This window comes from Kitasatospora sp. NPDC087861, from assembly GCF_044742585.1.
Taxonomy (GTDB): Bacteria; Actinomycetota; Actinomycetes; order Streptomycetales; family Streptomycetaceae; genus Kitasatospora.
In genome coordinates this window covers 388,670-411,842 of record NZ_JBIUUS010000001.1, presented here as the reverse complement: position 1 = coordinate 411,842, position 23,173 = coordinate 388,670, and the positions used below count along the sequence as shown (strand labels likewise).

At 73.5% G+C, this 23,173-nt stretch carries 20 protein-coding genes; 4 read left to right on the top strand and 16 right to left on the bottom strand.

Features of this window, described 5'->3' with window-relative positions; translation table 11 throughout:
* Together ACIOJE_RS01840 and ctaD are read right to left on the bottom strand one after the other, a co-directional pair.
* Nucleotides 1-426 carry a BlaI/MecI/CopY family transcriptional regulator gene (locus ACIOJE_RS01840; RefSeq protein WP_280675309.1) on the bottom strand — a complete coding sequence of 142 codons (426 nt, stop codon included), beginning with the start codon at nucleotides 424-426 and terminating at the stop codon, nucleotides 1-3.
* A 149-nt stretch (nucleotides 427-575) separates the two neighbouring features.
* Nucleotides 576-2,234 (bottom strand): cytochrome c oxidase subunit I, encoded by a 1,659-nt coding sequence (gene ctaD / locus ACIOJE_RS01835; RefSeq protein ID WP_400772815.1) that lies wholly within the window; start codon nucleotides 2,232-2,234, stop codon nucleotides 576-578.
* A gap of 263 nt (nucleotides 2,235-2,497) precedes the next feature.
* Between ctaD and ACIOJE_RS01830 the strand changes: the two genes are divergently transcribed.
* The gene (locus ACIOJE_RS01830) at nucleotides 2,498-2,962 is read left to right on the top strand and encodes a hypothetical protein (protein ID WP_400772657.1); all 465 of its coding nucleotides are present in this window, start codon (nucleotides 2,498-2,500) and stop codon (nucleotides 2,960-2,962) included.
* A 31-nt stretch (nucleotides 2,963-2,993) separates the two neighbouring features.
* On the opposite strand, the gene ACIOJE_RS01825 is transcribed toward ACIOJE_RS01830, so the two are convergent.
* Nucleotides 2,994-3,869, bottom strand: coding sequence for a DMT family transporter (locus ACIOJE_RS01825; RefSeq protein ID WP_400772655.1), 876 nt, complete (start codon nucleotides 3,867-3,869; stop codon nucleotides 2,994-2,996).
* Nucleotides 3,870-3,897: 28 nt separating this feature from the next.
* Between ACIOJE_RS01825 and ACIOJE_RS01820 the strand changes: the two genes are divergently transcribed.
* Nucleotides 3,898-5,349: a PLP-dependent aminotransferase family protein gene (locus ACIOJE_RS01820; RefSeq protein ID WP_400772653.1), complete on the top strand. Its 1,452-nt coding sequence runs from the start codon at nucleotides 3,898-3,900 to the stop codon at nucleotides 5,347-5,349.
* 33 nt (nucleotides 5,350-5,382) lie between these two features.
* On the opposite strand, the gene htpX is transcribed toward ACIOJE_RS01820, so the two are convergent.
* The 11 genes from htpX to ACIOJE_RS01765 form a co-directional block, all read right to left on the bottom strand.
* The gene (gene htpX, locus ACIOJE_RS01815; protein WP_400772651.1) at nucleotides 5,383-6,246 is read right to left on the bottom strand and encodes a zinc metalloprotease HtpX; all 864 of its coding nucleotides are present in this window, start codon (nucleotides 6,244-6,246) and stop codon (nucleotides 5,383-5,385) included.
* A gap of 182 nt (nucleotides 6,247-6,428) precedes the next feature.
* Complete coding sequence (locus ACIOJE_RS01810; protein WP_400772649.1) at nucleotides 6,429-7,976, bottom strand: NADH-quinone oxidoreductase subunit N; 1,548 nt, start codon at nucleotides 7,974-7,976, stop codon at nucleotides 6,429-6,431.
* Between the two features lie 56 nt (nucleotides 7,977-8,032).
* Nucleotides 8,033-9,613 (bottom strand): NADH-quinone oxidoreductase subunit M, encoded by a 1,581-nt coding sequence (locus tag ACIOJE_RS01805; protein WP_280675320.1) that lies wholly within the window; start codon nucleotides 9,611-9,613, stop codon nucleotides 8,033-8,035.
* A gap of 62 nt (nucleotides 9,614-9,675) precedes the next feature.
* Nucleotides 9,676-11,715, bottom strand: a complete 2,040-nt coding sequence (locus ACIOJE_RS01800; RefSeq protein WP_400772647.1) for an NADH-quinone oxidoreductase subunit L — start codon at nucleotides 11,713-11,715, stop codon at nucleotides 9,676-9,678.
* A complete protein-coding gene (gene nuoK, locus ACIOJE_RS01795) occupies nucleotides 11,712-12,083 on the bottom strand; it encodes an NADH-quinone oxidoreductase subunit NuoK (protein WP_280675324.1) in 372 nt (123 codons plus the stop codon). The genes ACIOJE_RS01800 and nuoK overlap by 4 nt, the downstream gene beginning before the upstream one ends.
* Nucleotides 12,083-12,820: an NADH-quinone oxidoreductase subunit J gene (locus tag ACIOJE_RS01790; protein WP_400772645.1), complete on the bottom strand. Its 738-nt coding sequence runs from the start codon at nucleotides 12,818-12,820 to the stop codon at nucleotides 12,083-12,085. The genes nuoK and ACIOJE_RS01790 overlap by 1 nt, the downstream gene beginning before the upstream one ends.
* Nucleotides 12,817-13,374, bottom strand: coding sequence for an NADH-quinone oxidoreductase subunit I (locus tag ACIOJE_RS01785; RefSeq protein WP_280675328.1), 558 nt, complete (start codon nucleotides 13,372-13,374; stop codon nucleotides 12,817-12,819). Before ACIOJE_RS01785 ends, ACIOJE_RS01790 begins: the two co-directional genes overlap by 4 nt.
* A gap of 73 nt (nucleotides 13,375-13,447) precedes the next feature.
* Entirely contained in the window at nucleotides 13,448-14,407 is a 960-nt protein-coding gene (nuoH, locus tag ACIOJE_RS01780) for an NADH-quinone oxidoreductase subunit NuoH (protein WP_400772644.1), read from the bottom strand.
* Nucleotides 14,404-15,588 carry an NADH-quinone oxidoreductase subunit C gene (locus tag ACIOJE_RS01775; protein ID WP_400772642.1) on the bottom strand — a complete coding sequence of 395 codons (1,185 nt, stop codon included), beginning with the start codon at nucleotides 15,586-15,588 and terminating at the stop codon, nucleotides 14,404-14,406. Before ACIOJE_RS01775 ends, nuoH begins: the two co-directional genes overlap by 4 nt.
* Nucleotides 15,585-16,220, bottom strand: a complete 636-nt coding sequence (locus ACIOJE_RS01770; RefSeq protein ID WP_280675331.1) for an NADH-quinone oxidoreductase subunit B family protein — start codon at nucleotides 16,218-16,220, stop codon at nucleotides 15,585-15,587. The genes ACIOJE_RS01775 and ACIOJE_RS01770 overlap by 4 nt, the downstream gene beginning before the upstream one ends.
* Nucleotides 16,211-16,552: an NADH-quinone oxidoreductase subunit A gene (locus ACIOJE_RS01765; RefSeq protein ID WP_371522778.1), complete on the bottom strand. Its 342-nt coding sequence runs from the start codon at nucleotides 16,550-16,552 to the stop codon at nucleotides 16,211-16,213. The genes ACIOJE_RS01770 and ACIOJE_RS01765 overlap by 10 nt, the downstream gene beginning before the upstream one ends.
* 429 nt (nucleotides 16,553-16,981) lie before the next feature.
* Between ACIOJE_RS01765 and ACIOJE_RS01760 the strand changes: the two genes are divergently transcribed.
* The gene (locus ACIOJE_RS01760) at nucleotides 16,982-18,151 is read left to right on the top strand and encodes a sensor histidine kinase (protein WP_280675783.1); all 1,170 of its coding nucleotides are present in this window, start codon (nucleotides 16,982-16,984) and stop codon (nucleotides 18,149-18,151) included.
* 141 nt (nucleotides 18,152-18,292) lie between these two features.
* On the opposite strand, the gene ACIOJE_RS01755 is transcribed toward ACIOJE_RS01760, so the two are convergent.
* Nucleotides 18,293-19,441: a S1C family serine protease gene (locus ACIOJE_RS01755; RefSeq protein ID WP_400772640.1), complete on the bottom strand. Its 1,149-nt coding sequence runs from the start codon at nucleotides 19,439-19,441 to the stop codon at nucleotides 18,293-18,295.
* A 189-nt stretch (nucleotides 19,442-19,630) separates the two neighbouring features.
* Here ACIOJE_RS01755 and galE point away from each other — a divergent pair, with 189 nt between their 5' ends.
* A complete protein-coding gene (galE, locus tag ACIOJE_RS01750) occupies nucleotides 19,631-20,617 on the top strand; it encodes a UDP-glucose 4-epimerase GalE (RefSeq protein WP_280675335.1) in 987 nt (328 codons plus the stop codon).
* A gap of 115 nt (nucleotides 20,618-20,732) precedes the next feature.
* On the opposite strand, the gene ACIOJE_RS01745 is transcribed toward galE, so the two are convergent.
* Nucleotides 20,733-23,147, bottom strand: a complete 2,415-nt coding sequence (locus tag ACIOJE_RS01745; RefSeq protein WP_400772638.1) for a PQQ-binding-like beta-propeller repeat protein — start codon at nucleotides 23,145-23,147, stop codon at nucleotides 20,733-20,735.
* Between the last annotated feature and the right edge of the window lie 26 nt (nucleotides 23,148-23,173).

The following is a 23,173-nucleotide window of genomic DNA, read 5'->3' as shown; positions in this document are numbered from 1 at the left end:
TCAGCTCTCACGGTCGGCCGCTGCCGGATCGGCGGACGCGGCGTCGAGCAGCGCCCGTAGCAGGTCCTCGTCATGCGGGAGCAGCGCGGTCACGAAGCTGGCCAGGACGGCGTCCCGGTCCGCTTCCCCGTCGAGCATCCGGCGCATCCGCAGGGCCGCCAGCCCGGCCGCGTCGGAGGAGGCCTGCCACAGGTAGGAGCGTCCCGAACGGCTCCGCGAGACGGCGTTCTTGGCGTGCAGCCGGGACAGGATGGTCATCACCGTGGTGTACGCCAGATCGCCCTCCAGGCGCTCCTGGACCCACCCCGCGGTGGCCGGGCCGGGCGCCTGTTGGAGCACCGCCAGCACCTGCGCCTCCAACTCCCCCTGGCCACGCCGTCGGGCGGGCGCCTCCACGGCCGCCGGGGCGTGCCTCTCGTCTGCCATGACGGCCCACTCCCTCCGGATGCCGCGCCCCGGAGCCGGCGGGGCACGCGTTCATCCTAACGAGCGGAAGCCCCGCACGAACCGGTCCGCGCACGCCTGCCCGGGCTTTCCGCCGCCGACCGCCCGACCCCTGCAAGCCCCGCCCCCGCTCAGCGCAGCGGTTCCCGCGCGTTCTGCCGCCGGTCGAGCTCGGCGATGTCGGGGTGGTGCAGGTCGAAGGCCGGGGACTCGGAGCGGATCCTCGGCAGCCGGACGAAGTTGTGCCGCGGCGGCGGGCAGGAGGTGGCCCACTCCAGCGACCGTCCGTACCCCCACGGGTCGTCGACGGTCACCTTCTCCCCGTAGCGGGCGGTGTTCCAGACGTTGTAGAGGAACGGCAGGGTGGAGGCGCCGAGCAGCAGGGAGCCGATGCTGGAGACGGTGTTGAGCGTGGTGAAGCCGTCCGAGGCGAGGTAGTCCGCGTACCGGCGCGGCATGCCCTCGGCGCCGAGCCAGTGCTGCACCAGGAAGGTCGCGTGGAAGCCGGCGAAGAGGGTCCAGAAGTGGATCCGCCCGAGCCGCTCGTCCAGCATCCGCCCGGTGAACTTGGGCCACCAGAAGTGGAATCCGGCGAACATCGCGAAGACGACGGTGCCGAAGACCACGTAGTGGAAGTGCGCGACGACGAAGTACGAGTCGGAGACGTGGAAGTCGACCGGCGGCGAGGCCAGCAGCACCCCGGTGAGGCCGCCGAACAGGAAGGTGACCAGGAAGCCGACCGTCCACAGCATCGGCGTCTCGAAGCTCAGCGATCCGTGCCACATGGTGCCGATCCAGTTGAAGAACTTCACCCCGGTCGGCACCGCGATCAGCATCGTCATGATCGAGAAGAACGGCAGCAGCACCTGTCCGGTGACGAACATGTGGTGCGCCCAGACCGTGATCGACAGCCCGGTGATGGCGATGGTCGCGCCGATCAGGCCGGAGTAGCCGAAGACCGGTTTGCGGCTGAACACCGGGATGATCTCGGTGACGATGCCGAAGAACGGCAGCGCGATGATGTACACCTCCGGGTGGCCGAAGAACCAGAACAGGTGCTGCCACAGCAGCGCCCCGCCGTTGGCCGCGTCGAAGACGTGCGAGCCGAACTTGCGGTCCGACTCCAGGCAGAGCAGGGCGGCGGCGAGCACCGGGAAGGCGAACAGCACCAGCACGGCGGTGAGCAGGATGTTCCAGACGAAGATCGGCAGCCGGAACAGCGTCATGCCGGGCGCCCGGAGGCAGACGATCGTGGTGATGAAGTTGACCGAGCCCAGGATCGTGCCGAAGCCGGAGAAGGCCAGTCCCATGATCCACAGGTCCGCGCCGAGACCGGGGCTGTGCTCGGCGCTGTTCAGCGGCGCGTAGGCGAACCAGCCGAAGTCGGCGGCGCCGTCCGGGGTCAGGAAGCCGAACACGGCGATCAGCGAGCCGAACAGGTAGAGCCAGTAGGCGAGCGCGTTCAGCCGCGGGAAGGCCACATCGGGCGCGCCGATCTGCAGCGGCATGATCCAGTTGGCGAAGCCGGCGAACAGCGGGGTGGCGAACATCAGCAGCATGATCGTGCCGTGCATGGTGAACAGCTGGTTGAACTGCTGGTTGTCGAGCAACTGCATTCCCGGGCGCGCCAGTTCGAGGCGCATCAGCATCGCCATCAGGCCGCCGGCCAGGAAGAACAGGAAGGCGGTGGTCATGTAGAGGGTGCCGATGCGCTTGTGGTCCGTGGTGGTCAGCCAGCCCACCAGCGCCCGGCCTCGGCGGCGGCGCCGGGCGGTGAACCAGTGCTCCAGCCGGGGGGCGCGCGACGGGTGCGGGGCCTGCTCGACGACGTCCTTCGGCAGAAGAGTCACGCAGCGCGCCTTCCGTGCTCGGGGCCGGACCGGGGCCGGACAGTAGTCGGACAACCACTACCAGTCGCCACCCGGGGCAGCCCGGGGCCGCGCACGACGCGTCACTCGAACGGCCCCTACCCGGTTGCCCGGCGCCCCGGCCCGACGGACGGTCGAAGTCCGTACGGTCCTCCCCTGGGCCCGTTCGGCCCTTGGAGGAGCCCATGACCAGCCCGTCGTCCAACCCCGAGCAGCCCTGGCGCACCGGCTCCGGCACACCGCGGCCGACGCCGGGCAACGAGTTCAGCGACTGGGCCCCCGGCCTGGTGATGTTCGCGGGCGTGCTGATGCTGATGAACGGCATCATGGAGGTCTTCCGGGGCATCATGGCGGTCTCCGACGACGACCTCTTCGTCCACACCCCCCGCTACGTCTTCCGGTTCGATCTCACCGGCTGGGGCTGGATCCACATCATCATCGGCGTCCTGGTCGCGGTGGTCGGCGCGTTCCTCCTCAAGGGTGCCGCCTGGGCCCGCTTCGCCGGCATCTTCCTCACCACGCTGAGCGCCCTCGAGAGCTTCCTGGCGCTGCCGTACTACCCGCTCTGGTCGCTCGTGGTGATCGCGCTGGACATCTTCATCATCTGTGCGCTCTGCGTCTACCGCCCCGGGGCGGGCGCCCCGTCCTGACGACCCGGTGGTCCGCGCGCCCGTACCCGCCTCAGGTACGGGCGCGCTGCGTGACGGCGATGCAGACCAGCACCACCCCGGCCGTGACCGGAGCCGCCGTCGGCAGGTCCTCGCCCAGCAGCAGCACCGACCAGACCAGCGTCAACAGCGGTTGCGCAAGCTGCAGTTGGCTGGCCCGCGGCACCCCGATCGCCGCCATCCCCCGGTACCAGAGCACGAAGCCGCCGAGCTGCGACACCGCCGCCGTGTACGCCAGCCCGGCCAGCGCCTTCGCCCCGAGGTGGACCGGCTCGGTGGGAAGGGCGAGCGCGGTGGTCAGCAGTGTCACCGGCAGCGCGGCCACCACCGCCCAGGCGATCACCTGGGCGCCCGGCAGGTCGCGGGAGAGCCGTCCGCCCTCCGTGTACCCGGCCGCGCAGACCAGCAGCGCCACGAACAGGTGGAGGTCGGCGACGGTCGGCCGGCCGTGGCTCTGCAGCAGGGTGAAGGCGAGCACCGCCACCGCCCCGGCCAGCGCCGCCGCCCAGAACGCCCGGGACGGCCGGCGCCCGGTCCGCAGCGCCGCGAACACCGCCGTGGCCAGCGGCAGGACGCCGATGACCACCGCGGAGTGGGCCGTCGAGGAGGTCCGCAGGGCGAGCGTGGTCAGCAGCGGGAAGCCCAGGACGCAGCCCCCCGACACCACCAGCAGGGCCGGCCAGTGCCGCCGGGGCGGTAGCGGCGCGCGGGCGGCGGCCAGGTAGAGCGCGGCGAGCAGGCCGGCCACGGCGCCGCGCAACCCGGTCGCGGTCCACGGGCCGAAGCCGGTCAGGGCCCACGCGGTGGCGGGGAAGCTGAGCGAGAAGGCGGCCACCCCGAGGGCGGCCAGGGCGGTACCGGAGGCGGGGCTCTGCGGTGCTATCGCCATCGGGCGGGTAGCGCTATCTTGTGCCGTCATGAACGAGCGTAGCAGTGGGGCCGAACTCGCCGACAGGTTGCGACCGGAGGTCGAGCGCTACCCGGAAGGACGAAAGCTGCCGTCCAGCCGGGCCCTGGTGGAACGCCACCAGGTCAGCCCGGTGACGGTCTCCCGGGCCATCGCGCTGCTCGCCGCCGAGGGCCTGGTGGTCTCCCGGCCGGGCGCCGGGGTGTTCCGGGCCTCGGCCTTCACCGGCGGCTCGCCCGCCGCCGCGTCCGCCGCCCGGCCCGGCGACCTCTCCTGGCAGGAGATCGCGCTGAGCGCCGACTCCGGCCCCCGCGACCTCGCCGCCGACCCGCTGTTCGGCATCCTGAACGTGCCGCCGCCCGACGTCGTCGACCTCAACGGCGGTTACCCGCACGCCTCCCTGCTGCCCGAGCGGCTGCTCGCCGCCGCCCTCGCCCGGGCCGGCCGGCGCCCCGGCGCCTGGGACCGCCCGCCCGCCGACGGCCTCACCGAGCTGCGCGGCTGGTTCGCCCGCGACATCGGCGGCAACAGCGGGCCGCTCGGCGCCGGCGACGTCCTGATCACCGCCGGCGGGCAGAGCGGGCTCACCATCGCGCTGCGCGCGCTGGTCGCCCCCGGCAGTCCGGTCCTGGTGGAGTCCCCGACCTACCCCGGCACCCTCGCCGTCGCCCGGGCCGCCGGGCTGCGGCCCGTCCCCGTCCCGGTCGACGCGGACGGCGTCCGCACCGACCTGCTGGCCGCCGCCTTCGACGCCACCCGCGCCCGGGCCTTCGTCTGCCAGCCGCTGTTCCAGAACCCCACCGGCGCGGTGCTCTCCCCCGCGCGCCGCACCGAGGTGCTGCGGATTGCCCGGGCGGCGGGCGCCTTCGTCGTCGAGGACGACTTCGCCCGCCGGCTCGCCCACGCCGACGCCCCCGCACTGCCGCGCCCGCTCGCCGCCGACGACCCGGACGGGGTCGTGGTGCACCTGCGCTCGCTGACCAAGCCCACCTCGCCCAACCTGCGGGTCGGCGCCCTCACCGCCCGCGGCCCGGCCCTGCAACGACTCCGGGCGACCCAGGTGGTGGACAGCTTCTTCGTGCCCCGGCCGCTCCAGGAGGCCACCCTCGAACTGGTCGGCGACCCGGGCTGGGCCCGCCACCTGCGCACCCTCGCCGCCGAACTGCGGGACCGCCGCACCACCACCGTCGCCGCCCTGCACCACGAATTGCCCGGCCTGCTCGGCGCCTACCGCCCCGGCGGCTACCACCTCTGGCTGCGGCTGCCCGACGGCACCGACGACGCGGCCCTCGCCGCGGCCGCCCTGCGCGCCGGCGTCCTGGTCACCCCCGGGCGCCCGTACCACCCGGCCGAGCCCCCGGCCCCCCACCTCCGCCTCAGCTACGCCGCGGTCGACACCCCCACCCGCCTGCCCGAGGGCGTCCGCCGCCTCCGGCGCGCCTACGAGGAGGTGGTCGGCTGACGGAGCCGCCACCGCCGCCAGGACGGCGGGGCCTCAGTGCCGGTAGCCCGCCATGCGCTCCAGCCGGGCGATGCGCTCCGCCATCGGCGGGTGGGTGGAGAAGAGCTTCGCGCCGGCCTCGCCCGGACGGAACGGGCTGGCGATCATCATGTGGCTGGCGGTCTGGAGCTGCGGCTCCGGGCGGAGGGGCAGCCGGCGGGTGCCGGCTTCGAGCTTGCGCAGGGCACTGGCCAGGGCGAGCGGGTCGCCGGTGATCCGGGCGCCGTCGGCGTCGGCCTGGTACTCGCGGGAGCGGCTGACCGCCAGCTGGATGAGCCCGGCGGCGAGCGGGCCGAGGATCATGATGGCCAGCATGCCGAAGAGGCCCGGCCCGTCGTCGTCGTCGCCGCGGCCGAAGGGGATCAGCCAGGCGAAGTTCACCAGGAACATCACCACCGAGGCGAGCGCCCCGGCGACCGAGGAGATCAGGATGTCCCGGTTGTAGACGTGGCTCAGCTCGTGCCCGAGCACGCCCCGCAGCTCGCGTTCGTCCAGCAGCTGCAGGATGCCGTCGGTGCAGCAGACGGCCGCGTTGCGCGGGTTCCGGCCGGTGGCGAAGGCGTTCGGGGCGGGGGTCGGGGAGATGTAGAGGCGGGGCATCGGCTGGCGGGCCGCGGTGGAGAGCTCGCGGACGATCCGGTACAGCTGCGGCGCCTCGATCTCGCTGACCGGCCGGGCCCGCATGGCCCGCAGGGCGAGCTTGTCGCTGTTCCAGTAGGCGTAGGCATTGGTCCCGAGGGCGACCAGCAGGGCGATCACGAAGCCGGTCCGGCCGAAGAGACTGCCGATCGCCAAGATGAGCGCCGAGAGTCCGCCGATCAGGACGGCGGTCCTCAGTCCGTTGTGCCGGCGATGCACGTCAGGCCCTCCAATGGTGCGGTGGGGAAGCCCTTTCTGCCTCGTCCCTCTTGCCCGGTCAACGGGTGGGGGCCCGGGCCTTGTTCCCTTGTGACGGGCGCGGCACCGCCGCGACACCGGTGCCTCGGCGCCGCGCCGCCCCCGCGCCCGCCCGGCCCCCGTCACGGGCGGCCCCGGCGGGCTCAGAACAGGCTGCCGCCGGCGACCTGGAGGACCAGCTGCGGGGCGAACGACAGGACCACGGCCACCGAGGCGGTGAGCCCCAGCGTGGCGGTCAGGCCGGCCGGCAGCCGGCGTTCGGCCTCGGCCTCACCCACCGGCTCGGTGTCCGGCGCGGGGGCGAACAGCCGGGCCGTCCAGAGCAGGTAGTAGTACAGCGCGACGACCACGTTGACGGCCATCACGACCGCCAGCCAGCCCAGCCCGGCGTCGACGGCCGCCCGGAACACCACGACCTTGCCGAACAGGCCGATCACGCCCGGCGGCAGCCCGGCCAGGCAGAGCAGGAAGAAGGCGAGCGCGAGGGCCGTCCAGCGGCGCCGGGCGAACAGGCCGCGGAAGTCGTCCACGCTCGTCCCGGCCCGGCGGCCGACCGCCGCGACCACGCCGAACGCGCCGAGGTTCACCACGCCGTAGATCAGCGCGTACGCGGCGGTGGCGCCCAGCGGGTCGACCCCGGTGGGCGCGTAGCCGGCGGCGGCGAGCGGCACCAGCAGGTAGCCGGCCTGGCCGACGGAGGACCAGGCGAGCAGCCGCACCGCGCTGTACCGGGTGTCGAAGCGCTGGCGCAGCGCGCCGACGTTGCCCACCGTCATGGTGACGGCGGCCAGCACGGCGAGCGCCAGGCCCCAGGTGTGCGCGTACGGGCGGAACGCGATGGTGGTGGCGAGCGCGAGGCCGGACAGGCCGGCCGCCTTGCCGACCACCGAGAGGTAGCCGGCCACCGGCAGCGGGGCTCCGGTGTAGGTGTCGGGCACCCAGAAGTGGAACGGGACGGCGGCGACCTTGAAGGCGAACCCGACCAGGGTCAGCACGGCGCCCGCCTCGGCCAGCGGCTTGAGCTGTCCGGGGGCGTGCTCCAGGCCCTGCGCGACGGCGCCGAGGTGCAGGCTGCCACTGGCCGCGTAGACGAAGCCGATGCCGAGCAGCATCACGGCGGTGGCGGTGACGGAGGAGACGAAGAACTTGAGCGCGGCCTCGGCGCCCCGGCCGTCCCGGCGCAGCGCCACCAGGGCGAAGGCGGGCAGCGAGGCGACCTCCAGGGCGATCACCATGGTGGCGAGGTCGCGGGAGGCGGGCAGCAGGGCGGCGCCGGTGGCGCTGGAGAGCAGCAGGAACCAGTACTCGCCGCCGGGCAGCTTCTCGTCCTCGACGGTGTGCGCGGAGAGCAGCGCCGCGATCAGCGCGCCGCCGAGGACGAGCAGCTGGAACACCAGGGCGAAGTGGTCGGCGACGTACGAGCAGCCTGCGTTGTCAGTGGCTCCTGCTACGTTCTGCACGCAGAAGGTCGCCCGGGGTGATCCCCCGGTGAGGGGGAGGAGCGCGATGAGGGCGAGGGCGAGTCCGGCCGCGGTGAGCCGGCCGAGCCACTTCCGGTGCCGCTCGGGCAGGAACAGGTCGGTGACCAGGACGGCGAGGGCGGCCACCGCGGCGATCAGCGGGGGCGCGATCGCCACCCAGTCCACGGACTGGATCAGGCTGCCCGGGTTGGCTACGGCGAGGGAGGTCACAGTGTGCTGCCCCGTGGAGTGAGGTCCGAGTGCGGCGATCTGGGCTCCGAGCACGGTCAGCCACCCCCGAGGAGGTGCTTGACGGCGGGATCGGAGAGTCCGAGCAGGAGCGCGGGCCAGAGGCCGGCGAGCAGGGTGAGGGCGGCCAGCGGCGTCCAGCTGACGGCCTCGTACGGGCGCAGGTCGGCGAGCCCGTCCACCGGGGCGGGCTGCTTGGGGTCGCCCATGCAGACGCGCTTGACCACGATCAGCAGGTAGGCGGCGGTGAGGAGGGTGCCGAGACCGGCCAGGACCATGTAGGTGACGAACGCGGGGCGCGACAGGCCGTCCGCCGGGTCGAACGCGCCGAACATGGCGAGCAGCTCGCCCCAGAAGCCGGCCAGGCCGGGCAGGCCGAGGCTGGCGACGGCGGCGAAGGCGAGCAGTGCGCCGATCCGCGGGGCCCGGCCGTACAGCGCGGCCCCGGTGGCGCCGGCGAGGGTGTCGAGGTCCGCCGTGCCGTAGCGGTCCTTGAGGGCGCCGACGACGAAGAACAGCAGACCGGTGATCAGGCCGTGGGCGATGTTGGCGAACAGCGCGCCGTTGACGCCCACCGGGGTGAGGGAGGCGATGCCCAGCAGGACGAAGCCCATGTGGCCGACGGAGGAGTACGCGATCAGGCGCTTGAGGTCGCCCTTGGCGCCGGGGCGGGCCAGTGCCAGACAGGCCAGTGATCCGTAGACGATGCCGACGGCGGCGAACGCGCCCAGGTAGGGGGCGAGCGTCGCGGTGCCGTCGGGCACGACCGGGAGGAGGACGCGGACCAGACCGTACGTGCCCATCTTCAGCAGCACGCCGGCGAGCAGCACCGAGCCCACCGTCGGGGCGGCGGTGTGCGCGTCCGGGAGCCAGCTGTGCAGCGGCCAGGCGGGGGCCTTGACCGCGAGCCCGACCATGATCGCCAGCGCGGCGATCACCTGGGTGGTGTGGCTCAGTCCGCTGCCGTGCGCGGCGGCCAGGGCCTGCATGTCGAAGGTGCCGGCCTTGCTGCCGATCAGCAGGAAGCCGAGCAGCATCACGGCCGAACCGAGCAGCGTGTACAGGATGAACCGGTTGGCGGCGGGGGCCTTCGCGCCGCTCCCCCAGCGGGCGATCAGGAAGTACATCGGGATCAGCACGATCTCGAAGGCCAGGAAGAAGAGCAGGAGGTCCAGCACCGCGAAGGTGGCGAGCATGCCGACCTCGAGGAGGAGGAACAGCCCGACGAAGGCCTTCGCCGAGGGACGGTGCCCCTCAGGGGTTCCGCCCCGGGCGTCCCCGCCCGGCAGCCGCTTCTCCGAGTACAGCGCGCAGAGGAAGGTGAGCAGTGCGGTCAGCACGATCAGCGGCAGCGAGACGCCGTCCACGCCGAAGTGGAGGCGCACGTTGAGGGCCGGGATCCAGGACACGTCGGTGGTGGCCTGCATCCGGGCGGGCTCATCGTGGTCGAACCCGGCCGCCAAGGCGACGGTGAGCAGGAACACCGCGCCGGTGACGACGCTGTTCAGCCGCAGCGCCCGCCGGTCGGCGGCGGCCGGCTCCGGGCCGAACACCGGCGCCAGGGTGAGCGCGGCGCCGAGCAGCGGCAGCACCAGGAGGGCGATGAGGACTGCGTTCATCGGGGGCTCCTAGGGGCGGCGGTCGGAATCGGGGGAAGCGGGGAGAGGAGGTACGGCATCCGCTACACCGCCACCAGGACGGCCAGCAGGACGACGCCGGCGAGCAGCGCGCTGAGGTAGGTCTGCGCGTTGCCGGTCTGCGCGAGCCGGACGGCCCGGCCGAGCAGGTTGGCGCCGGCCCCGCTGCCGCGCACGTAGGTCTCGACGACCTCGCGGTCGAGGAAGCGGACCAACCGGGCGACGGCGGCCACCGGGCGGACGAACAGCGCGTGGTACAGCCGGTCGACGCCGAAGCCGTGCCGGGCCGGGCCGAACAGCGGGCCGAGCAGGGTGCGGCCCGGGTCGGCGACGATCACCTCGGCGGCCGGGGCTCCGGCCTGCTCGGGCACCCGGCCGGTGCCGGCCGGGACGGGTCGGCCGGCGGTCAGCCGCGCGGTCGCCGAACGCCAGGCGCCGTAGGCCGCGAGCACGCCGACCACGGCGAGCCCGGTGCCGATGACGGCGGTGACCGCGGAGGGGCGCAGCGAGCCGCCGTCCAGCAGCGCGGGCAGCCAGTCCGAGCGCAGCCCGGCGATGCCGAAGCCCATGGTCGGGATCGCCAGCACCCAGAGCGGCCAGCGCATCGCGGCCGGCTCGGCGGTGGCCGGGTCGGCCTCGTCGAGCTCGGGCGAGTACGGCGCGTCCGCCTCGTGCTCGGCGCCGGACGCCGCAGCCATGGCCGCAGCCGCGCCAGTGGCCGGGCTGTGGAAGGCCAGCAGGTAGAGCCGGGTCGCGTACGCGGCGGTGAGCAACGCGGTGAGCGCGGCCGAGATCAGCACGATCCACCCGGCGGCCTCCGGCACGGCCGAGGCCGGGCCGAGCCCGTTGGTGAGCGCCTCGCCGTTGGCGGCGTGCTCGGCGGCGGTCAGCACCGCCTCCTTGCTGAAGAAGCCGGAGAACGGCGGCAGCCCGACCAGGGCGACGAGCGCGATGCCCATCGTCCAGTAGGCGTCCGGGACGCGCTTGCGCAGCCCGGGGATCCGGGACATCGCGGAGATCGAGTTGGTGTGCGCGGCGTGGATCACCACACCGGCGGCCAGGAACAGCAGCGCCTTGAACGCGCCGTGGCTGACCAGGTGGAAAACGGCGGCCTCGCGGTCGCCGGCGGCCAGCGCCCCGGCCATGTAGCCGAGCTGGCCGACGGTGGAGTAGGCGAGCACCCGTTTGAGGTCGTCCTGGGCGAGCGCGCAGAGCGCCGAGCCGATCATCGTGACGGCGGCCATCACCGCGAGCACGACCAGCGCCGCACCCGACAGCAGGAACACCGGCAGCAGTCGGGCGACCAGGTAGATGCCGGCCGCGACCATGGTGGCGGCGTGGATCAGCGCGGAGACCGGCGTCGGGCCGGCCATCGCGTCCGGGAGCCAGGTGTGCAGCGGGAACTGCGCGCTCTTGCCGGCCACCCCGGCGAGCAGCAGCAGGGCGATCAGCGTCGGGTGGCCGAGCCGCCCGTCGCCGGCGGCGGCCAGCACGTCGGGGATCCGGAAGCTGCCGGCGTCCGCGCCGAGCAGGAAGATGCCGAACAGGAACGGCACGTCGCCGAGCTTGGTGACCAGGAAGGCCTTCAGCGAGGCCGAGCGGGCGTCCTCGGTCTCCCAGTGGTGGCCGATCAGGAAGTACGAGCAGATGCCCATGACCTCCCAGCCGACCAGCAGCACGATCAGGTCGCCCGAGTAGACCACCAGGAACATCGCCGCGGTGAACAGCGAGACCAGCGCCGCGTACGACGGGTAGCGCGGGTCCTCCTTGAGGTACGCGGTCGAGTAGACCTGCACGCAGGTGGCGACCAGGCCGACCAGCACGGAGATCAGCGAGCTGAAGCCGTCCAGGTGGAGGCCGAGCGCGATGTCCGGGCCGCCGGTCGGGGTGAGCCGGGTGGCGGCGTCGAGGGCCTGGCCGGTGCCGAGCTGGAGGGCGACGACCAGGGCGAGCACGGCCGAGACGGCGACCGGCACGATGGCCAGCGGCCGGGCCAGCCCGGGCGCCTTCTTGCCGAGGGCCAGGGTCGCGGCGGCACCGAGTGCGGGCAGCACGGGGACGAGGACGGGCAGGGCGAGGTTCATGCGGCGGCCTGGCCCTTCAGTGCCTCGGCTCCGGCCGGCGCCTCCTCGGCGAACGGCTCGGCCGGATCGCCGAGCGCGGTGGCCCGGTCGATGTCCGCCGTGCCCCGGGCCCGGAACAGCAGCAGGACGATGGCGAGCCCCAGTCCGATCTCGGCGGCGGCGACGGTGATGGTGAACAGGGTGAGCGCCTGGCCGGCGTGCAGCGAGTCGCGCAGCCAGGTGTCGAAGGCGACCAGGTTGAGGTTGACGGCGTTGAGCATCAGCTCGACGGACATCAGGACCAGGACGGCGTTGCGCCGGGCGAGCACGCCGTACACGCCGACGCTGAACAGCAGCGCGGCGAGGACGACGGGGTAGGCGAGGTGCATCAGCCCTCCTGCTCGGTGGTCGGCGACGCGGGAGCGGCGGGGGCGGCGGCGGGAGCTGCGGGGGCGGCGGGAGCGGCCGGAGCGGCCGGCTTGGGCACGGTCGCGGCGACGGTCCCGTTCGACCCGACCGGCCGACCGGCGCGCAGCCGGCCCGCCCGGGGCACCGGCACCCGCCGCTTCGACCCGCGCGACAGCACGATCGCACCGACCAGCGCCGCCAGCAGCAGCACAGAGAGGGCCTCGAAGGGCAGCACCCAGTGGCGGAACAGGCTCGCCCCGGTGACGGCGGCCGAGCCGCCCCCCGCGCCGAGGTCGATCCAGGAGGTCCGGAAGGCGTCGACGACCAGCGTCACCAGCGTCCCGGCCGAGGCAAGCGCCACGACCAGGGCCACCCAGCGGTTCTTGGAGTCGGCGTCGGGCGAGCGCCCGATCGGCGCCTTGGTGAGCATCAGTCCGAACAGCACCAGCACGATCACCGAGCCGAGGTAGATCAGCACCTGCACCCAGGCGATGAACTCGGCGGTGAGCAGCAGGAACTCCACCGCCAGCCCGCCGAGCGCGACCACCAGCCAGAGCGCGGCGTGCACCAGCTGCTTGGTGGTGACGGCGACCAGGGCCGAGCCCAGCACGGCGACACCGACCAGCAGGAAGACGATCTCCACCCCGGTCGGGGACAGGAACGAACGGGCGGCCGGCTCCAACGAGCCGGTCGCCGCGAGCAGGGTGGCGGCACTCACGGGGCCTCCCCCTCCTCCGAAGCGGCGGCGGCCGCGGCGGCCGCCAGTTTGTCCGCCGCCTTGCGCGCGGCGGCGATCTCCTTGGGCTCCTCGGCCGCCGGGTCCAGCGCCGGCGGCGCCGGGACGGTCCACATCCACTCGCGGAGCCTGTCCCGCTCGTGGGTCAGCTCCAGGATGTCCGTCTCGGCGTACTCGAACTCCGGCGACCAGAACAGCGCGTCGAAGGGGCACACCTCGATGCAGATCCCGCAGTACATGCAGAGCGAGAAGTCGATGGCGAACCGGTCCAGCACGTTGCGGGTGCGGGCCCGCGCGTTCGGCTCGGCGGCCGGCAGCGTCTCCTTGTGGGAGTCGATGTAGATGCACCAGTCCGGGCACTCGCGCGCGCAGAGCATGCACACCGTGCAGTTCTCCTCCAGCAGCGCGATGACGCCGCGCGAGCGCGGCGGCAGCACCGGCTGCACCTCGGGGTACTGCGCGGTGACGCTCTTCTTCGTCATCGTCCGCAGAGTCACGGCCAAGCCCTTGGCCAGGCCGGCACCGGGAAAACTCATGCGCCCACCTCGCTTCGCCCGGCAGGGGCATTCGCCCACACGCGCCTGATGATGATTCGCTCGCTTCGCTCGCTCATGAGATCGCCACCTTGATGATGCCGGTGAGGGCCAGCTGGACGAGGGCGAGCGGGATCAGCCCGGTCCACGCGAAGCGCATCAGCTGGTCCTCGCGCAGACGCGGGTAGGTGACCCGCAGCCAGATGACCACGAAGGCCAGCGCGAAGGTCTTCAGGATCATCCAGAGCCAGCCGAGCTGGTCCGACAGCGGGCCGTGCCAGCCGCCCAGGAAGAGCACCGCGGTCAGCGCCGACACCACCAGGATGCCCGCGTACTCGGACAGCAGGAACAGCGCGAAGCGCAGCCCGGTGTACTCGGTGTACGCGCCGAAGATGATCTCCGAGTCGGCGACCGGCATGTCGAACGGCGGGCGCTGGAGCTCGGCCAGGCCGGCCGTGAAGAACACGAACGCGCCGATCAGCTGCCAGGGCAGCCAGTACCACTCCCAGGCGTCCAGGATCCCGGGCAGCGACAGCGTGCCGGCGGCCATCGCCACCGAGGCCGCCGCCAGCACCATCGGCAGCTCGTAGGACATCAGCTGCGCGGCCGTGCGCAGGCCGCCGAGCAACGAGAACTTGTTCGCCGAGGCCCAGCCGGCCATCAGCTTGCCGATCACGCCGACGCCCATCACGGCCAGCACGAAGAACAGGCCGGCGTCGATCGCCTGGCCGACGAAGCCGTTCGGGCCGACCGGGATCGCCAGCAGCACGAACAGGTACGGCAGCAGCGAGACGGCGGGCGCCAGCTGGAAGATCCGGCGGTCCGCCCCGGCCGGGACGATGTCCTCCTTCTGCGCGAACTTCACGCCGTCCGCGACGAGCTGCGCCCAGCCGTGGAAGCCACCGGCGTACATCGGGCCGAGCCGGCCCTGCATGTGCGCCATGACCTTGTGCTCGGTCTGGCCGATGACCAGCGGGAAGACGAGGAAGACGACCAGGGTGGCGACGCAGCGCAGCACCGTGTCGAGCAGGTTCACGTGCCGTCTCCGTCCTGGCCGGCCGGTCCGGCCGAGGTCTCGTCCTGCTCGCCCGCGGGCGCGGCGGGTTCCGCCGGCTCGGCGGGCGTCTGCGCCCCGGCGGGCTCGACCGGCGCAGCGGGCTTCGCGGGTGCGGCTGAGTCAGCGGGCGACGCGGGCTCGTCGTGCGCGGGCACCGGGTTGTGCCAGGGCGCGTCCGCGGAGCGGGTCCGCGCGGGCGCCGGGCGCTCGGCCTTCGGCTCGACCGGCGCGGCAGCCTCAGCGGGCGCAACAACCTCGGCGGCCTCGGCCGCCGCCGGCTCCGCGGCCTGGCTGACCGAGCCGGCGGACACCGACCTGGTCCGACGCGGCCGGTCCGCCCGCACCGCCGGCGTCTCCTCGCCTGCGGCAGCGGCACCGGCAGCGGCCGACTCGGCGCCGGGCTGGCTCGCCGACCCCTCCGCCACCGACCTGGTCCGACGTGGCCGATCCGCCCGCACCGCCGGCGTCTCCTCACCTGCGGCGGCACCAGCGGCAGCGGCAGCCGCCCGGGGCGTCCGCCCGGCCGCGCCCGCCGCCCGCGCACCGCGCGCCGGCCGCTCGGCGACCGGCGGCAGGGTGCCCTTCAGCGGCCCCCACTCGTTCGGGTCCGGCACGCCGGCCGGCTGCATCTTGCGCCGGGCCGGCCCGTCGCCGTGGTCGGACTCGCCCGGCTCCTTGGCGCCCGGCCAGGCCTTGGCGACCCTCGCCGCGAGCACGAACTCCTTGCGCAGCGGGTGCCCCTCGAAGCCGTCCGGCAGCAGCAGGGTGGCGAGGTAGGGGTGTCCGGGGAAGTCGATGCCGAACATCTCGTGGGTCTCGCGCTCGTGCCAGGCGGCGCCCGCGTACACCGGGACTGCGGTCGGCAGCGCGGCGCCGTCCCGCGGCACCCGGGTGCGCAGCGCCAGGTGGCGAACGCCCGGGGCGTCGGCGGAGGCGAGGTGCACGACCACGGAGAAGCCCTCGGCGAGCTCGTCGACGGCGCTCAGCCAGTCGAAGAAGCCCAGGCCGAGCACGTCGCGGGCGTTGGTGAGCGCCTCGATCCAGTGCTCGGCGGGGACGTCGACGGTGATCAGCCCGTAAGCCTCGGCGCCGGTCGCCCACTCCCCGACCGACGCCGCGTACTGCTCGGCGGTGCGCCCTTCGACGGCTCGCTCGCTCACGAGGCCCCTCCCTCGGTCGACGGCCCCGCCACCAGCGGGCGGCGCAGCGCCGCCGCGGGCGTGGTGTAGCGGTCGGGCAGCGACTCGGCGGCGATCTTCTCCTGGAGCTTGAGGATGCCCTGGAGCAGCGCCTCGGGCCGGGGCGGGCAGCCGGGCACGTAGACGTCGACCGGGATGATCTGGTCCACGCCCTTGGTGACCGAGTAGGAGTCCCAGTACGGGCCGCCGGAGTTGGAGCAGGCGCCGAAGGAGATGACGTACTTCGGCTCGGGCATCTGCTCGTAGAGGCGCTTGACGGCGGGCGCCATCTTGTCGGTCACCGTCCCCGAGACGATCATCAGATCGGCCTGACGGGGGCCGGGCGCGAACGGAATGACGCCCATCCGGATGAAGTCGTGCTTGGCCATGGACGCGGCGATGAACTCGATCGCGCAGCAGGCCAGGCCGAAGTTGAAGCACCAGAGGCTGTAGCGGCGGCCCCAGTTGAGCACGACCTTGACCGGATCGGGCGCCAGCCGGGCCAGCGGACCGATGCCGCGGCGCTCGACGGCACCGGGGCGGGACGGGTCCGGGAGGCCGAGCGGGACCGGCCCGCCCTGGGCGCCGTGCGAGTGGGTGTGCGTCACGTCCATTCCAGAACGCCCTTCTTCCAGGCGTAGAGCAGGCCGACCGCGAGGAAGCCGATGAAGAGGAACATCTCGATCAGCGTTCCGGCGCCGTACCCGGCGGTGGCGAAGACCGTCGCCCACGGGAACAGGTAGATCGCGTCGACCGCGAAGATCACGTACAGGAAGGCGTACACGTAGTAGCGGATCTGGGTGTGCGCCCAGTCCTCGCCCACCGGGTCCACCCCGCACTCGTAGGCGAGGAGTTTCTCGGGCGAGTACACCACCGGCCGCAGCAGTCGGTTGGCGGTGAACGCCACGGCGACGAAGAGCACCCCGACGACGGCCAGCAGACCCATCGCGGCGTACGCGTCGAAGTAGCCGCCGCCGACCGCCGGGTCGGCCGCGACGGCAGCCGCGTGCTGCCCCTCCATGCCTTCGCCCTCCACCTCGGCCGTGAACAGCCCCTCAAGGCAGTTCTACGACGTTTCCTTGCATAGTCATAACCATGGCCAATGCGTGAGTCTAAGGGGAGGACTCCGCTCCGCCCGAACCCTGCCCGCTCCGCAAGACGTCCGGTGGACACCCCGGTGGACACCCGGGAGTGGCTCGACGACCAGGGCAGGGGTAGGGATAACCCCCGCTCCGGAAGATGTATCACCCCCATGGCCTCGTCCGCCCCCGGTTCGAGAAGCTTGGTGCACCAGCTCGATCAAGAGGGACGGTAGATCCAGATGAAGCCTCTGCACCGCCGCGCCGCGGACGCCATCAGGGAGCAGGACGCGTCAATGGAGCGCCCCCCGCTGTACGGCGCGCGGATGTGGCGGCAGGCCGGACAGCTGCTGCTCAACCTGCCGCTCGGCATCGCCGGCTTCGTGCTCGCCATCACCATGCTCTCGGTCGGCCTGGGGCTGTCCGTCACCGTGATCGGCCTGCCGCTGCTGGCCGCCGGGCTGGCCGGCTGCCGCGTCATGGGCGGGCTGGGCCGCCGTCGGGCCCGGTCGGCGTACGGCTCCGAGATCCACGAGCCGGAGCCGGTGCGGCCGCGCCGACCGGGGGTGGTCGGCTTCACCATCGCCCACCTGACCGACCTGCTGAACTGGCGCTCGGTGCTCTACAACGTGCTGATGCTGCCCTGGGGCATCCTGAGCTTCACCCTGACCCTGGTCGCGGTCATCGTGATGTGGCCGGTGCTGCCCTGGGTGATCCGGGGGATGGCGGCGACCGACCGGATCCTGATCGAGTCGCTGCTCTTCCCGGGCGCCCTGGCCGAGCGGGTGCGCGAGCTGGAGGACGACCGCGGCACCGTGGTCGACACCGCCGCCGCCGACCTGCGCCGGATCGAGCGCGACCTGCACGACGGCGCCCAGGCCCGCCTGGTCGCGCTGGCCATGGACCTGGGCATGGCCAAGGAGCGGCTGCGCGAGATCGAGACCGAGGACGACGTGGCGGCCGCCACGAAGATGGTCGACAACGCGCACGGCGAAGTGAAGCTGGCCCTGCAGGAACTGCGCGACCTGGCCCGGGGCATCCACCCCGCCGTGCTCACCGACCGCGGCCTGGACGCGGCGCTGTCCGCGGTCGCCGCCCGCTGCACCGTCCCCGGCGGGGTCAGGGTGAACGTCGACCTGAAGGGTCCGGACGGCCAGGCCGAGCGGCCGGACTCGGCGGTCGAGGGCATCGCGTACTTCACCGTCAGCGAGCTGTTGACCAACGTCTCCAAGCACGCCGGCGCCCGCTCCGCCTCGGTCGACGTCTGGCGCTCGGACAACCAGCTGATGGTGCTGGTCCAGGACGACGGCAAGGGCGGCGCGGCGCCCTACCCGGGCAGCGGTCTGGCCGGGCTGACCGAGCGGATCCGCGCGGTGGACGGGGTGTTCCTGGTGCAGAGCCCGGAGGGCGGCCCGACCAGCGTCACCGTCGAACTGCCCTGGCACACCCACACCGCCCGCCGCTGAGCACGGGCGTGGCACGGCGCCGGGACCTCGTCGAGGCAGTGACGAGGTCCCGGCGCCGTCCGGTGCGGCGGCCGGCCGGCGGCACCCTTGCGCGGCGCGCGGTCGGCCGGGCCGCGCCGGTCCAGGCGCGGTCTGGGCGGCCTAGGCGGCCTGCAGCGTGCCGAGGGTGACGTCGGCCGTCTTGCTGCTGCCGTCCCTGGTGTAGGTGACGGTGACCTTGCTGCCCGGGGTGAGCGAGGCGAGCGCGGTGGTGAGCGCGTTCAGCGAGTCGACCGTGACGTCCCCGAGCTTGGTGATCACGTCGCCGGCCTGCAGCCCCGCCGTGGCCGCCGGACCGCCCGCGGTGGCCGCCACGATGACCGCACCGGAGGGCTGGAACTGCTGGTTGAAGCTGGTCCGGGCGGTGATGCCGAGCGCGGCCCGGCCGGAGTTGGTGACCTTCCCCTGCTTGATCAGCTGGTCGGTGATGTTGGTGATGGTGGACGCCGGGATGGCGAAGCCGATGCCGGGCGCGGCCGCGCCGTTGGTCTGGGGCTCCGTCGCCGCGAGCGTGTTGATGCCGATCACCTGGCTGTCCAGGTTGACCAGCGCGCCGCCGCTGTTGCCCGGGTTGATCGCGGCCGAGGTCTGCACCATGTTGCCGATGGTGGCGCCCGGCGAGCCGCCGCCCCGGGGCTCGGAGACGGTCCGCCCGATGGCCGAGACGATGCCCTGGGTGACGCTGCTGGAGAGGCCGAGCGGGCTGCCCATGGCGAGGGTGATCTGGCCGAGCTGGACCTTGGCGGAGTCGCCGAAGGAGGCCGGCTTGAGGCCGCTCGGCGGGCTGCTCAGCTTGATCACCGCGAGGTCGGAGTCGGGATAGCTGCCGACCAGCGTGGCGTCCAGCGACTTGGTGCTGTTGGCGAGGGTGACGGTGAAGGTGGTCGCGGTGCCCACCACGTGGGCGTTGGTGACGATGTCGCCCTTGTCGTCGTAGACGATCCCCGAGCCGAGGCTGTCACCGGTGGTGATCTGCACCACCGAGGGCAGCACGTCGGCGATCACCTTCTGGTAGGCGCTCTGCAACTGGTCCCCGCCGCCCGGCTGCGAGGCTTCCGAGGAGGCCGGTTTGGCCGACGAGGAGTCCGCGACCGGCGCCGAGGACGAGGAGGAGCTGCTGCACCCGGCCAGGGCCAGCGCGGTCAGCACGGCCACCACACCGGCCGCGGGCCACCGGCCGCGCGCCGCCTTGGGACCGGTCGGCCGGGGCCTGGCCGGCAGGGGACGGGCGTGTTCCTTCTTTCGGCTCACCTGGCTGCCTCCGATTCGTCACCACGCTGAGAGCACGGAAATCTTTGTCAGCATTTCACCGATTTGTCCGATTCGACTGTTCGACTCGCCCGACATCCGCCACGCAACCCGAACGCCCTGGGGTCCGTCGTCGAGCTCCCGCCCTCGGGCGGACGACGGGAGTTTGACGACGGACCCTAGGATCAGCGCATGACTTGGTTGATCACCGGCGGTGCCGGATACATCGGCGGGCACGTCGTCCGCCAGCTGCTCGACGCCGGTGAGCGCGTCGCCGTCCTGGACGACCTCAGCACCGGCGACGCCTCCCGGCTGCCGGACGGCGTCGCCCTGGTCAAGGGCTCCACCCTGGACCGGGCCGCCCTGGACGCCGCCATCCGCGAGCACGCGGTCGAGGGCATCCTGCACTTCGCCGCCAAGAAGCAGGTCGGCGAGTCCGTCGAGCAGCCGTTCTTCTACTACCGGGAGAACATGATCGGCCTGCAGACCGTCCTGGAGGCCGCCGCCGAGGGCGGGGTCAAGCGCTTCCTCTTCTCCTCCTCCGCCGCCGTCTACGGCATGCCGGACGTCGACCTGGTCACCGAGTCCACCCCCTGCGCGCCGATGAGCCCGTACGGCGAGACCAAGCTGGCCGGCGAGTGGCTGGTCGCCGCCGCCGGGAAGGCCCACGGCATCTCCACCGTGGCGCTGCGGTACTTCAACGTGGCCGGCGCCGCCTCCCCCGAGCTCTCCGACGCCGGGGTCTTCAACCTGATCCCGATGGTCTTCGAGCGGCTCACCGCCGGTCAGGCGCCGCGGGTCTTCGGCGGCGACTACCCCACCCCGGACGGCACCTGCGTCCGCGACTTCATCCACGTCTCCGACATCGCCTCGGCCCACGTCGCGGCCGCCAAGCGGCTGGCCGCCGACCCGGCCGGCGAGACCTCGCTGGTGCTCAACATCGGCCGCGGCGAGGGCGTCAGCGTCAAGGAGATGCTGGAGGTGATCGGTGAGGTCACCGGCTACGACACCACCCCCGAGGTGACCCCGCGCCGCCCCGGCGACCCCGCCCGGGTGGTGGCCTCGGCCGACCTGATCCGCCGCGAGCTGGGCTGGAACGCGCGCCACGGCGTGGCGGAGATGGTCTCCTCCGCGTGGGAGGGCTGGTGCAGCCGCCACCCCGAGGCCCGCAAGGCCTGACCCGAGCCGACCCGCTCCGACCCGAGCCGACCTGGCCGCCGCGGCGGCGGGGCACCCGCCCCGCCGCCGCAGTGGTTCAGCGCACCGCTTCAGCGCTCCGGTTCAACGCACCGGTTCAACGCGCCGGGACGGCCGTGCCGTAGAAGGCGTCCAGCGCGTACACGCAGCGGTCCTTGGAGCCGACGAAGACCCGGCCGCCGACCGCCACCGGCGAGCCGGTCAGCTCGCCCTTGGTGCCGAGCTCCCAGCGCAGCTGGCCGCTCGCCAGGTCCAGGGTGTGCAGCGAGTGGTCCCGGCTGCCCAGGTGCACCAGGCCGTCGGCCACCGCCGGGGAGCCGACGATCTCGCCGCGCGCGGTGTAGCGCCAGCGCTCCCGCCCGCTCGCCGCCTCGAAGGCGTACAGCACCTCGCCGCTGCCGACCAGCACCATGCCGTCCCCGACCACCACCGGCTCGGCGCCCTGTCGGCTGCCGGTGACCCCGCGCCAGCGGTCCCGGCCGGTGCCCGCGTCCAGCGCGTACACCGTGCCGAGGTAGTCGGCCACGTAGACCGCGTCGGCGTCCAGCACGGGCGGGGTGAACAGCACCACCGGGGCCTCGAAGCGCCAGCGCTCGACCCCGCTGGCCGCGTCCAGCGCGTACACCCGGGTGCCGGCCGTCACGTACAGCACGCCGCCGCGCTCGACCGGGTGCGAGGGCACGTCCTCGCCGACCGGGAAGGACCAGCGCAGGCCGGCCCCGCGCGGGTCGATGCAGCGCAGCCGCCCGGCGCCGTAGTAGTAGGCGGAGCCGGCCACCAGGACGGGCCCGGACTGCGGGTTCTCGTAGTCCTGCTGGGCGTCGTCGGCCCGCCACAGCTCGGCGCCGTTGGCGGCCGAGCGCAGCTGGACGCCGCCGCCCCGGATGCCGCAGCAGAGCACCCCGTCGGCGGCGGAGAGCGAGTAGACCCAGCCGTCCAGTGAGGTGCGCCAGCGCTCGGTGCCGTCCGCGACGTCCACGGTGTACAGGTGCGGGCCGTCAGCGGCGTGCACCCGGCCGGCGTCCACCGCGAGCGCCCAGGCGACGTCCCGGGTCTTGTACCGGCGCTCGCCGGAGGCGATGTCCAGCGCGTGCACCTCGAAGCTGGAGACGAACAGCGTGCCGTCGGCGACCACCGGGGTGCCCCAGACGTCGTTGGACATCCGGAACCGCCAGGGGCGCCAGTGGGCGGCCGACGGCGTCGGCGGCGGCGGGGTGATCCGGCGGACCCAGTCGGTCTCGGCCGGAGCGGTGCCCGGACCGGGCTGCTCGTGCTCGGCCCGCGGCCCGGGGCCTATCCGCACCGAGGCTCCGGACAGCCGCACCTCGACGGCCCCGCCGCCGGTCGGCGCGCGGTGCTTGTTGGGGGAGGCGATCTTCGCGGTCGGGATCTCGCCGTCGGACGCCGGGCCCGGCCGCGGCCCCGTGTGCACCGGCCCGGACGGCGGCGGCGCGTGCCCGCCGCCCGGGTGGGTGCGCGGGTCGTCCAGGCCGGGGCGCTGCACCGGGACCTGCTGGTGCGGCTGCGGCGGCTGGTGCTGGAGCGGGCCGGCCTGCGGCGGCCCGGCCGGGGGCGGCGGCGCGCCGCCCGGCAGGTGGACGGCCCGCTGCGGCGCGCTCGGGCGGCGGCCGCGCTTGCGCTCGATCAGCTCCAGCGCGTTCGCGGGGAGCCAGTCGCCGACCTCGCCGGCGGCGTCGTCCCGGGAGAACAGGTGCGGGGCCAGCTCGGCCTGGATCTGCGCCGGACTGGGCCGGTGCTCCGGCGCCTGCCGCATGCAGGCGCGGACCAGGTCCATCAGCTCGCGCGGCATCCCGGACAGGTCGGGCTCCTCGCGCAGCAGCTGGAACACCGTCTCGACCGGATTGGAGCCGCGGTAGGGCGGGTGCCCGGTGGCACAGAACACCATCAGCGAGCCGAGCGAGAAGACGTCGCTGGCACCCCGGACGTTGCGGCTGTCCTTGGCCTGCTCCGGGGACATGTAGGCGGGGGTGCCGACCGCGACGTTGGTCATGGTGAGCCGGGTGCTGGAGACGCCGGACGCGATGCCGAAGTCGATCACCTTCGGGCCGTCCTCGACCACCAGCACGTTGGAGGGCTTGAGGTCGCGGTGGATCAGCCCGGCCGCGTGGATGGACTGCAGCGCCTCCGCGATGCCCGCGATCAGCCAACGGGTGGCGTCCACCGGCAGCGGCCCGCACTCCTCGACCAGGTCCTCCAGGGAGGGGGCCGGGATGTACGCGGTGGCCAGCCAGGGCACCCGGGCGTCCGCGTCCGCGTCCACCACGGCCGCGGTGTAGAAGCCGCCGACCGTCTTGGCCGCCTCGATCTCACGGGCGAAACGGACGCGGAACAGCTCGTCCTCGGCCAGCTCCCCCCGGACGGTCTTGATGGCCACCCGTCGACCGGAGGCGGAGCGCGCCAGGTAGACCAGCCCCATCCCACCCGCGCCGAGCCGCCCCAGCACCTCGAAGGGCCCGATCCGCCTCGGATCGTGCGCCGTCAGCTGGTCCACTCCGCTGCCACCTCCCCGTTTCCCGC

Bases quoted from the DNA above. Each gene is read 5' to 3' on its own strand.
- ACIOJE_RS01770 (WP_280675331.1), bottom strand. From the start codon at position 16,220: ATGGACGTGACGCACACCCACTCGCACGGCGCCCAGGGCGGGCCGGTC.
- nuoK (WP_280675324.1), bottom strand. From the start codon at position 12,083: ATGCACCTCGCCTACCCCGTCGTCCTCGCCGCGCTGCTGTTCAGCGTC.
- ACIOJE_RS01800 (WP_400772647.1), bottom strand. From the start codon at position 11,715: ATGAACCTCGCCCTGCCCGTCCTCGTCCCCGTGCTGCCCGCACTCGGT.
- ACIOJE_RS01765 (WP_371522778.1), bottom strand. From the start codon at position 16,552: ATGGGTCTGCTGGCCGTCGTCGGGGTGCTCTTCGTCGCCGTGGCGTTC.
- ACIOJE_RS01805 (WP_280675320.1), bottom strand. From the start codon at position 9,613: ATGAACGCAGTCCTCATCGCCCTCCTGGTGCTGCCGCTGCTCGGCGCC.
- ACIOJE_RS01840 (WP_280675309.1), bottom strand. From the start codon at position 426: ATGGCAGACGAGAGGCACGCCCCGGCGGCCGTGGAGGCGCCCGCCCGA.
- ACIOJE_RS01785 (WP_280675328.1), bottom strand. From the start codon at position 13,374: ATGAGTTTTCCCGGTGCCGGCCTGGCCAAGGGCTTGGCCGTGACTCTG.
- ACIOJE_RS01825 (WP_400772655.1), bottom strand. From the start codon at position 3,869: ATGGCGATAGCACCGCAGAGCCCCGCCTCCGGTACCGCCCTGGCCGCC.
- ACIOJE_RS01820 (WP_400772653.1), top strand. From the start codon at position 3,898: ATGAACGAGCGTAGCAGTGGGGCCGAACTCGCCGACAGGTTGCGACCG.
- ACIOJE_RS01760 (WP_280675783.1), top strand. From the start codon at position 16,982: ATGGAGCGCCCCCCGCTGTACGGCGCGCGGATGTGGCGGCAGGCCGGA.
- ACIOJE_RS01830 (WP_400772657.1), top strand. From the start codon at position 2,498: ATGACCAGCCCGTCGTCCAACCCCGAGCAGCCCTGGCGCACCGGCTCC.
- galE (WP_280675335.1), top strand. From the start codon at position 19,631: ATGACTTGGTTGATCACCGGCGGTGCCGGATACATCGGCGGGCACGTC.